The sequence below is a fragment of the Aromatoleum toluclasticum ATCC 700605 genome (assembly GCF_000378245.1).
Taxonomy (GTDB): domain Bacteria; phylum Pseudomonadota; class Gammaproteobacteria; order Burkholderiales; family Rhodocyclaceae; genus Aromatoleum; species Aromatoleum toluclasticum.
This window is the reverse complement of sequence record NZ_KB899493.1, coordinates 19571-33781: the sequence shown is the minus strand read 5'-3', so window position 1 is coordinate 33781 and position 14211 is coordinate 19571. Positions and strand designations below refer to the sequence as shown.

9 protein-coding genes are annotated in these 14211 nt (G+C 68.2%); 4 read left to right on the top strand and 5 right to left on the bottom strand.

All coding sequences use genetic code 11. The annotated features are described in order from the left end of the window. Positions 1 to 21 precede the first annotated feature (21 nt). Positions 22 to 2706, bottom strand: a complete 2685-nt coding sequence (gene glnE, locus F464_RS0105660; RefSeq protein ID WP_018988819.1) for a bifunctional [glutamate--ammonia ligase]-adenylyl-L-tyrosine phosphorylase/[glutamate--ammonia-ligase] adenylyltransferase — start codon at positions 2704 to 2706, stop codon at positions 22 to 24. Positions 2707 to 2887: 181 nt separating this feature from the next. On the opposite strand from glnE, the gene F464_RS0105655 reads away from it, so the two are divergent. From F464_RS0105655 to tldD, 3 genes are all read left to right on the top strand, one after another. Beyond that, complete coding sequence (locus F464_RS0105655) at positions 2888 to 6745, top strand: YhdP family protein (protein WP_018988818.1); 3858 nt, start codon at positions 2888 to 2890, stop codon at positions 6743 to 6745. Between the two features lie 5 nt (positions 6746 to 6750). Beyond that, entirely contained in the window at positions 6751 to 7599 is an 849-nt protein-coding gene (locus F464_RS0105650; protein ID WP_051092254.1) for a carbon-nitrogen hydrolase family protein, read from the top strand. 73 nt (positions 7600 to 7672) lie between these two features. Further along, positions 7673 to 9118 carry a metalloprotease TldD gene (gene tldD, locus F464_RS0105645; RefSeq protein ID WP_018988816.1) on the top strand — a complete coding sequence of 482 codons (1446 nt, stop codon included), beginning with the start codon at positions 7673 to 7675 and terminating at the stop codon, positions 9116 to 9118. 41 nt (positions 9119 to 9159) lie between these two features. Here tldD and F464_RS0105640 read toward each other — a convergent pair whose 3' ends face one another. From F464_RS0105640 to F464_RS0105625, 4 genes are all read right to left on the bottom strand, one after another. Then, positions 9160 to 9501 carry a BON domain-containing protein gene (locus tag F464_RS0105640; protein ID WP_026295776.1) on the bottom strand — a complete coding sequence of 114 codons (342 nt, stop codon included), beginning with the start codon at positions 9499 to 9501 and terminating at the stop codon, positions 9160 to 9162. A gap of 229 nt (positions 9502 to 9730) precedes the next feature. Next, the gene (locus tag F464_RS0105635) at positions 9731 to 11167 is read right to left on the bottom strand and encodes a sigma 54-interacting transcriptional regulator (RefSeq protein WP_018988814.1); all 1437 of its coding nucleotides are present in this window, start codon (positions 11165 to 11167) and stop codon (positions 9731 to 9733) included. Further along, on the bottom strand, positions 11164 to 11817 hold the full coding sequence (locus tag F464_RS0105630; protein WP_018988813.1) for a hypothetical protein: 654 nt from the start codon (positions 11815 to 11817) through the stop codon (positions 11164 to 11166). The genes F464_RS0105635 and F464_RS0105630 overlap by 4 nt, the downstream gene beginning before the upstream one ends. Then, a complete protein-coding gene (locus F464_RS0105625; protein WP_018988812.1) occupies positions 11807 to 13210 on the bottom strand; it encodes a sensor histidine kinase in 1404 nt (467 codons plus the stop codon). The genes F464_RS0105630 and F464_RS0105625 overlap by 11 nt, the downstream gene beginning before the upstream one ends. A gap of 332 nt (positions 13211 to 13542) precedes the next feature. Between F464_RS0105625 and F464_RS0105620 the strand changes: the two genes are divergently transcribed. Then, the gene (locus F464_RS0105620; protein WP_018988811.1) at positions 13543 to 14187 is read left to right on the top strand and encodes a bactofilin family protein; all 645 of its coding nucleotides are present in this window, start codon (positions 13543 to 13545) and stop codon (positions 14185 to 14187) included. Positions 14188 to 14211: the final 24 nt, after the last annotated feature.

Below are 14211 nucleotides of genomic sequence, written 5' to 3'. Positions count from 1 at the left end.
GCCCTTGCGGCACGCCGCGCGTCAGTCTTCGCCGAATACCAGTTGCCACAGGCGGCGTACCGATTCGCGCGCAAACGCGACTTCCAGCGGCTGGACGCGCGAGGGCAGGTCGTTGAGGCGCTGGCGGTGCTGCAGGTGGCGCATCATGCGGTAGCTGTCGCCGCAGCGGCCGGCGAGGCCGGCGGGGATCAGGCCCAGCTCGCCGGCGATGCGCAGCAGCGCGATGTTGCCGAGGTTGCCGGTGAGTTCCGGGTACTGGTGGGCATGGCCGAGCACGAGGTACTGGACGAGGAACTCGACGTCGATGAGGCCGCCGAGATCGTGCTTGAGGTCGAAGAGTTCGCTCTTGCCCGAGTGCGCATCCCGCATCTTGTGGCGCATCTCGAGCACATCGGCGTGCAGTTTGTCGAGGTCGCGCGGCTGGCGCAGGACTTCGCAGCGGATGCGCTCGAAGGCGTCGCCGAGCGCGGCGTCGCCCGCGGCAAAGCGCGCGCGCGTGAGCGCCTGGTGTTCCCAAACCCAGGCGGACTCGAGCTGGTACTTGCGGAAGGAGTCTAGCGAGCACACGAGCATGCCGGATTCGCCGTTGGGGCGCAGGCGCAGGTCGGTCTCGAACATGATGCCCGCGGCGGTCTGGCTCGACAGCCAGGTGTTCAGGCGCTGGCCGAGGCGGGCGTAGACCTCGGGCGCTTCGGCTGCGTCGTCGTCGTGCAGGTACACGAGGTCGAGGTCGCTCGCATAGCCGAGTTCCTTGCCGCCGAGCTTGCCGTAGGCGATCACGGCGAACTTCGGTTCGTCGCGATGGCGGATCTTGATCTTGCGCCAGATCGTCGGGATGCTCAGGTCCAGCATCATGTCGGCGAGCGCCGAGAGGTGGTCGGCGAGCTTTTCGACCGTGAGCATGCCGGCGATGTCCTGCATCAGCAGCCGGAATACGAGCGCGTGGTGCTGTTCGCGCATCAAGTCCATCTGCCGTTCCATGTCGGGTTCGGCGGCGTCCACGGCCTCGGCGATCTGCTGGCGCAGCGCGGTCCAGTCGGGGGCCGTCTGCAGGATGCGTGCGTCGAGCAGTTCGTCGAGCAGGATGGGGTGGCGGATGAGGAATTGCGTGGCCCAGCGCGACGCGTTCATGAGGTCGGCAACGCGGCGCAGCGCCTGCGGGTATTGCTGCAGCAGCGCGAGATAGGCGCCGCGGCGGCTGATCGATTCGAGGAGGTCGAGGCAGCGCCCGAGTGTCTCGTCGGCGCCCGAGGTGCTGGCGGCGGCTTCGACGACGCGCGGGATCAGCGCATCGAGGCGGCTGCGGATGTGGTTGGGCAGCTGCTGGTAACGGTTGCCCGTGCGGATCGCCGCGAGGCGGCGCGCCGCGGCGGGCGGATCGCGGTAGCCGAGCTTGGCGAGGGTGGTTTCGACCTGGCTGCTGTCGCCGGCCGAGGCCCACATGCTGTCGAGGGTGTGGCCTTCCTCCGCGGGGTCGCCGAAGACGTGTTCGAAGTGCCGGCTCACCATCGCGCGGTAGCGGTCGAGGACTTCGAGCAGGGCGGTGAAGTCGGGGAAGCCCATCGCGCGCGCGATACGGGCGCGGTCCTCGTCGTTGCCGGGCAGGTCGTGCGTCTGTGCGTCGTCGAGGTACTGCAGGCGGTGCTCGAGGCGGCGCAGGAATTCGTAGGCCTCGCTTAGTTCGGCGACCGCCTCCGGGGCGAGGAAACCGCGCTCGGCCAGGCGCGCGAGCACTTTGAGCGTCGGACGGATCTGCAGCTGGGTTTCGCGGCCGCCGCGTATGATCTGGAACACCTGCGCAATGAACTCGATCTCGCGGATGCCGCCAGGGCCCAGCTTGATGTTGTTGGCGCGTTCGCGGCGCGCGACTTCACGGCGGATCTGCGCGTGCAGGTCGCGCATCGCGTTGATGGCGCCGAAGTCGAGGTACTTGCGGAAGACGAAGGGGCGGGCGATCTTCTCAAGTTCCTCGAAGCGTTCGCCGGTGAGCACACGCGCCTTGATCCATGCGTAGCGCTCCCATTCGCGTCCCTGGGTGATGAAGTAGTTCTCCAGCATGTCGAAGGAGCACACCAGCGGCCCCGAATCGCCGTTCGGGCGCAGGCGCATGTCTACGCGGAAAACCTGGCCGTGCTCGGTGATCTCGGCCAGTGCCTGGATCAGCTGCTTGCCCAGGCGCTCGAAGAACTCGAAGTTGCTGATGACTTTCGCCCCGCCGGTTTCGCCGTCCTCGGGATAGATGAAGATCAGGTCGATGTCAGAAGACACGTTGAGTTCGCGCCCGCCCAGTTTGCCCATGCCGACAACGAGCAGTTCCTGCTCCCAGCCGGTCTGCGATACCGGAGCGCCGTAGCGCTGCACCAGGGCCTCGCGCAGCACGTCGTGGGCGGCGCGGAGCGTGACCTCGGCGAGCACGGTCATCGTTTCGGTGACTTCGGCGAGATCGGCCATGCCGTTGAGGTCGCGCACGATGAGGTGGCCCATGACCCAGATGCGCAGGCTGCGCAGCGTGCCGCGCAGGTGCGCCTCGTCGAGACCGGATCCGGCCATGAAGGCCTGCATCGCCTCGGCGTCGAGCGGCCGGTCGAGCGAGGCAGTGAGCCGTTCGGCGAGCCAGGTGCGGCTGTCGAGCATGCGCTGCAGGTAGCGCGACAGCGTTGCTGCGTAACAAATTGCTTCGGAGGGCTGCTTGAGTGTTTCGGACATGGGAGGCGAGCTCAGGATCGTTGATAGAATGCACGGTTCCCCGGACGCCTGAGCGGGTGCCGATGCTCAGGATGCAGACTGGATTGTATCGAACCCGGTCCGCATCCAGTCGCATCGCGGCGCCGCTTCTACCCTATTACCGATGAACGCTCCCCACGCCCACTTACCTGACGTCCGTTCCATGGTGTCGACCGCGCGTCGCGGTCGCCCGTGGCGCGTGCTGTCGGTCGTGTTGCTGGTGGTGTGGTTCGTGGCCGGGGCGGGCTTCCTGGTCGTGCGCGAGGTGCTGGTGCCCCGCGTGGGCGAGTTCCGCGAGGATGTGGCGGGTGCGATTGCGAGCGCGGTCGGGTTGCCGGTGTCGATCGAGGGCCTGTCTGCCGACCTGTCCGGCGTGCGCCCGCGACTGCACCTCACCGGCTTCGAGCTGAAGGACAGCGCCGGGCGCCCTGCATTGCGCCTGGAAAGCATAGAAGCGACCCTGTCGTGGTCTTCGCTGCTGCGCGCCGAGCCGCACTTCCACCGCATCGAGCTGAAGAGCCCCGTGCTCGCGATGCGGCGCGAGGTCGATGGCGCGATCTACATTGCCGGTGTGCGCGTCGATCCGGAGGAAACCTCCGGGGGGTCGTTGGCGGACTGGTTGTTCGCGCAGCGCGAGATCGTCGTGCGCGATGCGAGCCTGGGTTGGACCGACGCGCTGCGCGGTGCCCCCGAACTGAACCTGGCGGGCGTCCAGTTCCGCCTGCTGCGCAGCGGCCCGCGCTACCAGTTCGCGCTGCAGGCGCAAGCGCCGGCCGAGCTCGCGCCGATGGTGGTGGTGCGCGGCGAACTGGAGAGCCGGACCCCGGCCGATCCCTCGTCCTGGATGGGGCAGTTGTATCTCGCAGCGGATGAGGCGAGCCTGGGCGGCTGGCGGACCTGGATCGACTATCCGGTCGCGCTCGCCGGCGAAGGCGGGGTGCGCGCCTGGGTGGGAGTCGGCGGGGGGGGCATCAACTCGCTGGCGGTCGATCTGGCGCTCGACGAAGTGAGTACGCGTCTCGGCGACGAGCTGCCGGTCCTCGAGCTTGCGGGCGTGCGCGGCCGTCTTTCGGGGCGGCGCACCGCGGATGGCATGGAATTCTCTGCGCGTGGGTTGCAGCTCGCGACCGACGATGGGCTCACGGTCGCACCGACGGATCTGGATCTGGTGCTGCACGGCACGGGCGACGGCGCGCCGGATGGGGGAAAGTTCACGAGCGGGCGCCTCGATTTCCGCGTGCTCAGCAACCTGGCGGCGCACCTGCCTTTCGATCCGGCCGTGCGCGAGCGCCTCGGGGCGTTCGCGCCCCAGGGTACGCTCGACGACCTGCGTCTGGAGTGGCGCGGAGCGCCAGACCGGCTGGAGTCGTGGAAGGTCCGCGCCCGCTTCGATGGCATCGGGCTCAATCCGCAAGGAGTTCTTCCGGGCCTCGCGGGGATGTCGGGCGAGATCGAGGGCGACGAACGCGGCGGACGCTTCCGCATCGCCGGGCAGAATGCTGCGCTGGAGTTGCCGGCGGTCTTCCCCGAGTCGCGGATCGGCTTCTCGACCCTGCGTGCGGACGGGCGCTGGACGCAGTCCGCCGGGCGTCTCGAGATCGCGCTCGACAGCGCGAGTTTCGAGAATCCCGATGCGACCGGAACGGCGTCCGGGCGCTACTGGCCGGCCGCCGAAGGGGCAGGCGAGATCGACCTCACCGCGCGCCTGACACGTGCCGAAAGCGGTGCGGTGTGGCGCTATCTGCCGCACGTCGTGAATGACGAGACGCGGACCTGGCTGCGGCACGGCATCGTCGGCGGGCGGGTGCCGGACGCACGCCTGCGCCTGAAGGGCAATCTTGACGATTTCCCCTTCCGCGACCGCAAGTCGGGCGAGTTCCTCGTGACCACTCGCGTATTCGGCGCGCGACTGGATTATGCCGAAGGGTGGCCGTCGATCACCAACATCGACGGCGAGGTGCGCTTCGACGGGCCTGGCATGCGCATCACGGCCGACCGCGCGCGCATCTTCGGTGTTGCGCTCGCGAACGTCGTCGCCGACGTGCCCGACCTCGACGCGCCGGGCGGCGAGATCATGAGTATCCACGGCCGAGCGGCCGGGGCGACGGCCGATTTCCTGCGCTTCGTCTCCGAGAGTCCGGTGTCGCGGCGCATCGACGGGTTCACCGACGCGATGCGCGCCGAAGGGACGGGTGCGCTCGACCTCAGGCTGGTGCTGCCGCTGCGCCACATCGATACCAGCACGGTGAAGGGCGAATACCATTTCGCGGCCAATCGCCTCACCGTTGTCGACGGCCTGCCGCCGCTGACGGAGGCGGCGGGAGTCGTGCGCTTCACCGAGAGCGATCTGGCGATCCCCGAGGCGCGTGCGCGCCTGTACGGCGAACCGATGCAACTCGCGGCGCACACCGCGAAGGATGGGGGCGTCGTCTTCGATGCCCGCGGAGCGCTCAAGGTGCAGGCCGTGCGCGAGGCGCACGATTGGCCCGGGCTCGATCACCTCTCCGGCGGTGCAGAGTGGCGGGCCAACATCGACGTGCGCTCGCAGGGCACGCACGTGGTGGTCGATTCCACGCTGGCCGGCGTCGCATCGAGTCTGCCCGAGCCGCTGAACAAGAGCGCCTCGGCCGCATGGCCGCTGCACGTGATGCTGGACTTCCCCGCGAATGGCAAGTCCGAGAGCTTGCGCGTCGCGCTGGAGGGGCGCGGCGAACTGCAACTGGAGCGCCGTCGCGAAGGCGACACCTGGGGCGCGGCGCGCGGCGGGGTCGGCGTGCATGCCGGAATTCCTGCCAGCGAACCGGGCTTCGCGGTCGCGGCGAAGCTCGACGAATTCGACATCGATGCCTGGCGCAAGGTGCTCGATGCCGCCGGTGCAGGCGAGCAGAAGGACACGCCGGCGAGGCCGCCGATCGCCGTCGCCGGTTTGGACCTGCGGGCGAAGCGCCTGACGGGCTTCGGCCACGAGCTTGGCGACGCACACCTCAGCGTCCGGGCCGACGACGGTGGCTGGAAGGGGCGCATCGAGAGCCGCGAGGCCGAAGGGGAGTTCGACTGGCGAGAGGGCGGCGACGGCACGCTGCGTGCGCGTCTGAAGCGCCTCGTCCTTGGCGGGAACCACGATGCCGCGGACGCCCCCGCTGCGGCCGAGAGCGCTGCGGACGACGAAGAGCCGCCGCGCCGCCTGCCTGCCCTCGACGTCGTCGTCGATCGCTTTTCGCTGCGCGGCATCGAGTTCGGCCGTCTCGAACTGCAGGCGCGCAACCGCGGCGGGATGTGGCACCTCGATTCGGTGTCCCTCGCGAATCCGGACGGCAAGCTGGGCGGTTCCGGCCTGTGGCGTCCCGGCGTCCGGCCGCAGACCGACCTCGATTTCCGCCTCGAAGCGCGCGATGCCGGCCAGCTCGCGAGCCGGCTCGGCTACGGGGAAGTGCTGCGCGGCGGCAAGGCGGTGCTGGCGGGCAAGGTCGCCTGGCGCGGGGCCCCGACGCGCATCCACTATCCCTCGCTGACCGGAACGATGACGATCGAGGCCGAGGACGGGCAGTTTCGCAAGCTCAATCCCGGAATGGGGCGTCTGCTCGGCGTGCTCAGCCTGCAGTCCCTGCCGCGACGCCTGACCCTCGACTTCCGCGACGTGTTCAGCGAAGGATTCGCCTTCGACAGCATTTCCGGTAGCATCAAGGCGGCTTCGGGGCAGTTGCGCACCGAGGATCTGCAGATCCGCGGCCCCTCGGCAAGGGTGCGGATGAGCGGTTCGGTCGACCTCGAGGACGAGACGCAGGACCTGCGCGTCAGGGTGCAGCCGACGCTGGCCGAATCGGTCGCGCTGGGCGCCGCAGCCGGACTCATCAACCCGGTCGCGGGCGTGGTCGCCTATGTCGCCCAGAAGGCATTGAGCGATCCGATCGAGAAGATGTTCGCGTTCAGTTATTCGATCACCGGCAACTGGGCCGATCCGAAAGTCGAGAAAATTTCCGTCACGCCCCCCGGTGCGGCGGATTCATCGAAGCAGGAGTGAGCAGCTTGAACCGTTCCGACCCGCCCGCCGCGCCCGTGCCTCCCGTGCGTATTGCCGCGATCCAGACCGTTTCCGGCCCCGATGTCGGCGACAACCTGCGCGTCGCCGCGGAGCTGGTCGCCGAGGCCGCGGCCGCGGGCGCAAAGCTCGTCGCCCTGCCCGAATATTTCCCGCTGATCACCGCCGATGAGACCGTGAAGGTGGCGATCCGCGAAGCCGACGGCCGTGGTCCGATACAGGACTTCATGCGCGAGACGGCCGCACGCCACGGTGTGTGGCTGGTCGGCGGCACCATTCCGCTGGTCGCCGATTCCGACGCCAAGGTGCGCAATTCGACGCTGGTGTTCGACGATCGCGGCGAGCGCGCCGCACGCTACGACAAGATCCACCTGTTCGGCTTCCAGAAGGGCGCCGAACGCTACGATGAGGCCGCGACGATCGAGGCGGGTCGCGAGGTCGTCACCTTCGATGCCCCCTGCGGCCGTGTCGGTCTGTCGGTGTGCTACGACCTGCGCTTCCCCGAACTCTTCCGCGCGATGGGCGCGGTCGATCTCATCATCCTGCCTGCCGCCTTCACCTTCACGACCGGCCGCGATCACTGGGAGGTGCTGCTGCGCGCCCGCGCGATCGAGAACCAGTGCTACGTGATGGCGCCGGCCCAGGGCGGGCGCCATCCGAGCGGCCGCGTGACCTGGGGCCACACGCTGATCGCCGACCCGTGGGGCGAAGTCCTCGCGTGCCGCGACGAAGGCCCAGGCGTTGTGTGGGCGGACCTCGACCCCGCGCGCATCGCGGCCGTGCGCGAGAGCCTGCCGGCACTGCGTCACCGCTGCCTCGGGACGGAAGGCGCCTGAGCGCGCCCCTGCCTTTTGACCTTATTCGCGTTGTCCGTGTCGAACCGAGCGGACACCTCAACCTGGACGAACAATGAGCCGAGCACAGAACCCCCTCAAGGTCGCCGACCGCTACCTCCTCAACCCCTACGATCTGGGCGAGGCGGAAATCGAGAAGGTGTTCCGCAAGCTGATGCGCCATCGCCTCGACTACGCCGACCTGTACTTCCAGTACCACCGTTCCGAGGGCTGGAGCCTCGAGGAAGGCATCGTCAAGTCCGGCAGCTTCAACATCGAGCAGGGCGTCGGCGTGCGCGCGATCAGCGGCGAGAAGACGGCCTTCGCCTACTCCGACGACATCTCGCTGCCGGCGCTGACGTCGGCGGCCGAAGCGACGCGCGCGATCGCCGAGGCGGGCGGGCGACGCAGCTTAGCGATTGCCCCGCATTCCGGCAAGTCGCGCCTGTACCGTGGCGAAGACCCGCTCGCGTCGCTCGACGACACCGCCAAGGTGAAGCTCCTCGAGCGCCTCGAAGGCTTCGCGCGTGGCGAGGATCCGCGTGTCACGCAGGTCATGGCGCACATCGCCGGCTCGTGGGAAGTCGTGCTCGTCGCACGCAGCGACGGCCACATGGCAGCCGACGTGCGCCCGCTCGTGCGCGTGTCGGTCACCGTGATCATGGAAGACAAGGGCCACCGCGAGCAGGGCAGTGCGGGCGGCGGCGGGCGCTTCGACTACGGCTATTTCGACGACGGGCGCCTGCAGGAATATGCGCGCGCGGCGGTGCATCAGGCGAGCGTGAACCTCGCCGCAGGGCCCGCGCCTGCGGGCACGATGAGCGTCGTGCTCGGCCCCGGCTGGCCCGGCATCCTGCTGCACGAGGCGATCGGCCACGGCCTCGAAGGCGATTTCAACCGCAAGGGCAGCTCCGCGTTCTCAGGGCGCATGGGCCAGCAGGTCGCGGCGAAGGGCGTCACGGTCGTCGACGACGGCACGCTGCCGGACCGTCGCGGTTCGCTGACCATCGACGACGAGGGCAATCCGACCGAGCGCACGGTGCTGATCGAGGACGGCATCCTCACCGGCTACATGCAGGACACGATGAACGCCCGCCTGATGGGCGTGAAGCCTACCGGCAACGGCCGGCGCGAGTCCTTCGCCCACCTGCCGCTGCCGCGCATGACCAACACCTACATGCTGAACGGCGACAAGGCGCCCGAAGAGATCATCAAGTCGGTGAAGAAGGGCCTGTACGCGGTGAACTTCGGCGGCGGCCAGGTCGACATCACGTCGGGCAAGTTCGTGTTCTCGACCGCCGAGGCTTACCTCATCGAGAACGGCAAGGTCACTCGCCCGGTGAAGGGGGCGACGCTGATCGGCAACGGCCCGGATGCGCTCACGCGCGTGTCGATGATCGGCAACGACATGGCGCTCGATCCCGGTGTCGGCACCTGCGGCAAGGACGGCCAGAGCGTACCGGTAGGGGTCGGCCAGCCCACGCTGCGCCTCGACGGGCTGACCGTCGGCGGCACCGGCTGACCAGGCGGGGGGAGGCCCGGCACCGGCGGCGCGCCGACGGTTCAGCGTTCTGCCAGTTCCAGCGCGTTCTCGACCAGACGCACTCCGCGCACGTTCAGCACCGTACGCTGGGCGCGGGCGCGTTGATCCTCGTTGACGGCGACGCCGGCCAGCGTCACGCGCCCAGCATGCGCGGAGACCGCGATGTGCGCGGTGTTCAGTTCGGGGTCCGCACCGATCGCCGTCTTGATGTCGCGCTGGAGGTTGTGATCGTGTTCGTCGCGCACCACGGCCGCCGTTGCCTGTGCCGCCGCCACGAGGCTGTCAGCCCGTGCCGGTGTGCCGATACAGAATGCGATTGCACTGGTAGTAAGTAAGGAAACGATGTTCTTGCGGGTAATCACGTCGGGGCTCCTTCTGCGAAGAGTCAGGTAGTTGCACGCGCGGTTGGGGACGCGCTTGGCTCTTCTTACAGCAGGTGGCGTGCCAGCTGCCCTCAAGGTCTTTGCGGACGCGGGTCGGGCGGGTTTCCCGACGCATTTCCGCATCCGCGCCACGCCCGGCTTGCCCCGCTGGGTCAAAAAGTGTCGTTATTCCCCGACAGCGGTTGGCATATTGACGCAAGTCTCTGATTCAGTGGAATTCCTGCTGTCGCTCGCGGGCGACATCGGCGCTGTCGCTGCGGAACAGGCTGGGGGTCAGTGAGTGCCGCTGCAGCAGGCGGTAGAACTCGGTGCGGTTGCGGTCCGCGAGGCGGGCGGCGTCGGATACGTTGCCATCGGTGAGCTTCAGCAGCTGGATCAGGTAGTTGCGCTCGAAGCGCAATTTCGCTTCGGCGTAGCTCAGCGCCTCGATGCTCGGCCCGCGCAACGCACGCTCCACCAGTGCAAGGGGGATCAGCGGTGTCGTCGCGAGTGCGCTGGCCTGTTCCACCACGTTCTGCAACTGGCGGATGTTGCCCGGCCAGGCGGCGGTGGTCAGTGCCTCGAGCGCTTCCGGGGCGAAGCCGCGCAGCCGCTTCTGGTACTTGCGCGCGAGCCCCCGCAGGAAGTGATTCGCCAGCAGCGGGATGTCCTCGCGCCGTTCGTCCAGCGTCGGCAGGTTCAGGCACACGACGTTCAGGCGATAGAACAGGTCTTCGCGGAACGTCCCGGCGACCAGCGCCGCTTCGAGGTCGCGGTGGGTCGCCGAGAGGATGCGCACGTCGATGGCCAGCGCGCGGCTCGCGCCGACCGGACGCACCGCCCGCTCCTGCAGCACCCGCAGCAGCTTCACCTGCAGTGCGAGCGGCATGTCGCCGATCTCGTCGAGGAAGACCGTGCCGCCATCCGCGGCCTGGAACAGGCCCGTGTGTGCGCTTGCTGCGCCAGTGAAGGCGCCCTTCATGTGGCCGAAGAGTTCCGATTCGAGCAGTTGCTCGGGAATCGCGCCGCAGTTGATCGCGATGAAGGGGCAGGCCGCGCGCGGGCTGGCCTCGTGGATCGCACGCGCCAGCAGCTCCTTGCCGGTGCCGCTGTCGCCGCGTATGAGCACGCTGGCGTCGGAGGCGGCGACGAGCTGGGCCTCGTCCAGCACCGTCGCCATGCGGCTGCTGTGGCTGATGATCCCGTCGCGCCAGCCCGTTGCCGCCTTGCGCTCCTCGCAGGAGGCGTGAGGCGTGCCGCCGATCTGCAGCGCCTGCGCGATCTTGCCGAGCAGCGCCTTGCTGTCGAAGGGCTTGGTCAGATAGCCGAACACCCCGCGCGAGGTCGCCTCCACCGCATCCGGGATGGTGCCATGGGCGGTCAGCAGGATCACCGGCAGCGCCGGCCAGGTCTGACGGATCTCCTCGAACAGCAGCAGTCCGTCGCGGTCCGGCAGGCGCACGTCGCTCAATACCAGGCTGAAGCGTTCCACCGCCAGGCAGGCCAAGGCGGACTCGGCGCTTTCGGCGGTGCTGACGCGATAACCGCTCGCGCGCAGTCGCATCGACAGCAGCCGCAGCAGGTCGGCGTCGTCGTCGACGAGCAGCAGATGCGCGCCATCCTGCGCCGTCCTTGCGTCGCCTGTCGTGGTCGGGCTCGTCCTCATTTATCGTTTCTCCTTTCCCGCGCCGACGGCAGCGGTGGTGTCGGCGCGGACGGGCGCGCCGGCAGTGTGCGTTCGATTTCGGTCAATGCGTCGAGCTTCTCCTGAAGCTGGTCGCTCTGTTTCTGGGCATCCTTGAGTTGCTGTCCGGTACGTTCGAGCTGCTGCGTGAGGCGTTCCGCGGTGCTCTCCAGGCGCGCGCGTTCCTGCACGTGTTCGGCCAGCAGGCGGGCGAGCGGGTGCAGCGCCACGGCGTCCGCCTTATCCGATCCGCTGATTGCCTCCAGCAAGGACTGCGCGCGCTGCAGGTTGTTGTTTCCCTGCGGATGGCTCAGCAGCATCGCCTGCTTCATCTGCGTGAGCGGGGCATTGCCGGCGCCGGACAGCGTCGAGCGTTCGCGGGCGAGTTCGGTGCCGTTCATGCCGCGAATCGTTTCGTGGTAGGCGAGGGCGTTGCGCACCGGTGTATTGCTGCTGCCGAGCAGGGGTGGCATCTGCGGCAGCGCGGGCAGCTCTGCCGTTGCGCTGCGCACGGTCGAGCAGCCGGCCAGGGCCGCCGCAACCGCCAGGGTAAGGCCGGCAACTGCCCTGCGTCCGCGGTGCGATGTGGCGATGCGGATGCGCGGTTGGTCGTGGGTCAAGTTAACGCTCATTCGGAAGTTCGATCCTGAAATAGGCACCTCTTGCCGACGGCTGCAGTCCGACGCGTCCGCCGTGGGCGACGACGAACTCACGCACGATCGACAGCCCGAGTCCGCTCCCGTGGCGTGGCTCGTCCGGCTGCCGGGTGCCCTGGAAGAAGGGGTCGAAAATGCGTTCGGCCTCCTCCGCCGCGGCGCCCGGCCCTTCATCGAGGCAGTCGACGCGCACCCAGCCGGGGTGGGTACTCAGCGTCACGCGGATCTCGCCGTCGCGGGGGCTGAAGGACACCGCGTTCGCGAGCAGGTTCGCCAGCACGATGCGCAATTTTTCGGGGTCGGCGCTGAACGCCGGCGGATTGCCGTGCAGCACGACCTTCAGGTTGCGGGTCTGGATCGGCAACTGCTGCTCCGCAATCACCGATTCGGCCAGCGCGCGCAGCATCACCGGGCGTCGGCGCAGGTTGCGCGCGTGGAACACGGCGGCGTTATAACCCAACAGATCTTCGATGCGCTCCTGCAACTCTCGCGTGTTGTGCTGCAGGATCGCGACGACCTCCCGTTGCTCACCGCTCAGGTCGCCGACCACGCCGTCTTCCAGCAGCGCGATCCCTTCGCGCACCGACGCGAGCGGCGTCTTCAGCTCGTGCGACACGTGGCGCAGCACGCGGTTGCGGTTCGCCTCGAAATCCGCCAGCCGCAGGCGCAACCAGTCCAGACGGCGGCCGACGCGGCGCAGGTCGGCCGGTCCGGGAATCGCCACCTGCTCGTCGAAGCGGCTTTCGCCCAGCGCCTCGATCGCGGCCTCGAGGCGGTTGATCGGACGCAGCAGCCACCAGCCCGTGAGCGCCGCGAAGGTGCAGGCGGCGATGATCGCAGCGAGCACGTGCCAAGCCAGCCTGCCGCGGTTCGCGTCCAGCTGTTCGAGCAGGGCCTGGCTCTGCTGGCCAAGTTGCGTCTGCACTTCGCCGGCGAGCTGTTCGTTCAGCGGCGGCACCCGGCCGAGCGCGACCGTCGCCGATTCCGCCGGACCGTCCGCCGCGAGGGCCGCGCCGGCCGCTTCGGCCGCCGAGCGCCATTCCTCGACCAGCGCACTCACGCTCGGCGCGCGCAGCGCGGCGATCGTCTGCAGCGCAGCCAGCGACTCGGCGCGCGCCCGCTCGAAGCGCTCGAGCAGCAGCGGATCCTTCAGCACGAGGAACTGGCGCGCACTGCGCTCCATGTCGACGCTGCGCTCGCCCAGCTGCTGCACTGCGCTGGAATACTTCAGCGCGTCGCCGACGCTCTCGCGGTGTCGTGTTGCGAATTCCTCCAGCGTGATCAGCCCCCCCAACGCGGTGGCGCCCAGGATCGCCGCAACGAGCAGGAAGCTGGCAAGCAGCGAATGACTGAAGGAAAGGCGCGACATGGCTGGAGGATCTTCGTAAACCAGCGCGACAGTGTAGGTGGCGACCGGACGCCTGCGCCGTAAGCAAGTGCAAGGCGGTGTTTCTGAACGTCTCATGTGTCGCCTTCTGGCGACGCACTAAACATCAAGCAAAACAGCAAGTTGTGTTTTTTTTGGGTGTGGACTGTCGCCGGCCGGCGACACAAATTGCGCCCGCCCCGGCGAATTTTCCTTCGCCCGGAAATAAATCCATGAAATTCAGCACCTTAATTCCATGGCATGGCACATGCTATGCCTGCCCACGGGGGCGATGACCGTCGGCCCGGAAACGTTTATGGATTCAAGGAGAGACCATGTTCAACAAACCCGCCCTGTTCCCCAAGGTTCCAGATACCCCGGCTTCGCGCAACAACGGCACAATGCGGTCTCCGTCGGGCAGTCTGACCACGGGACCGGCGTCCTCCGGTGCAAGCCTGTCGCGCAGTTCGTCCGAACTGCCGGCATCGTCCAGCGACTTCTCTCCGGCCGCTGACGACAAGGCGCTTGCGGCCGCGAGCCTCGCGGCTGCCGCGATCGACGACAACGCCCAGGATACCGGCAGCCGCCTGATCGTCGGGCCGGACGTCAAACTGAAGGGCGCCGAGATCCTCGACTGCGACACATTGGTCGTAGAGGGTCGTGTCGAGGCGACAATGGACAGCCGCGTGATCCGCATCGCCGAAAACGGCTCGTTCGCCGGTACTGTCGGCATCGATGTCGCGGAAGTGCGCGGCCGTTTCGAAGGAGAGCTGACCGCCCGTAGCCAGCTGATCATCCATTCGACCGGGCGCGTCAGCGGCAAGATCCGCTACGGCAAGATCCTGATCGAGGAAGGCGGCGAGATTTCCGGCGACGTCCAGTCGCTGGCCAATGCCAAGGACACCAAGGATGCGGGGCGCGAAACTGTGCGCGCGGTCGGGCGCGATGAGCCCAATGTGAAGGTTGCCGTCGGCGCCTGAGCTGCGTCCGCAGTCCGGGAACCG

Excerpts from the sequence above, each read along its gene's own strand:
- glnE (WP_018988819.1), bottom strand. The coding sequence starts at position 2,706 with ATGTCCGAAACACTCAAGCAGCCCTCCGAAGCAATTTGTTACGCAGCA.
- tldD (WP_018988816.1), top strand. The coding sequence starts at position 7,673 with ATGAGCCGAGCACAGAACCCCCTCAAGGTCGCCGACCGCTACCTCCTC.
- F464_RS0105620 (WP_018988811.1), top strand. The coding sequence starts at position 13,543 with ATGTTCAACAAACCCGCCCTGTTCCCCAAGGTTCCAGATACCCCGGCT.
- F464_RS0105625 (WP_018988812.1), bottom strand. The coding sequence starts at position 13,210 with ATGTCGCGCCTTTCCTTCAGTCATTCGCTGCTTGCCAGCTTCCTGCTC.
- F464_RS0105630 (WP_018988813.1), bottom strand. The coding sequence starts at position 11,817 with ATGAGCGTTAACTTGACCCACGACCAACCGCGCATCCGCATCGCCACA.
- F464_RS0105635 (WP_018988814.1), bottom strand. The coding sequence starts at position 11,167 with ATGAGGACGAGCCCGACCACGACAGGCGACGCAAGGACGGCGCAGGAT.
- F464_RS0105655 (WP_018988818.1), top strand. The coding sequence starts at position 2,888 with ATGGTGTCGACCGCGCGTCGCGGTCGCCCGTGGCGCGTGCTGTCGGTC.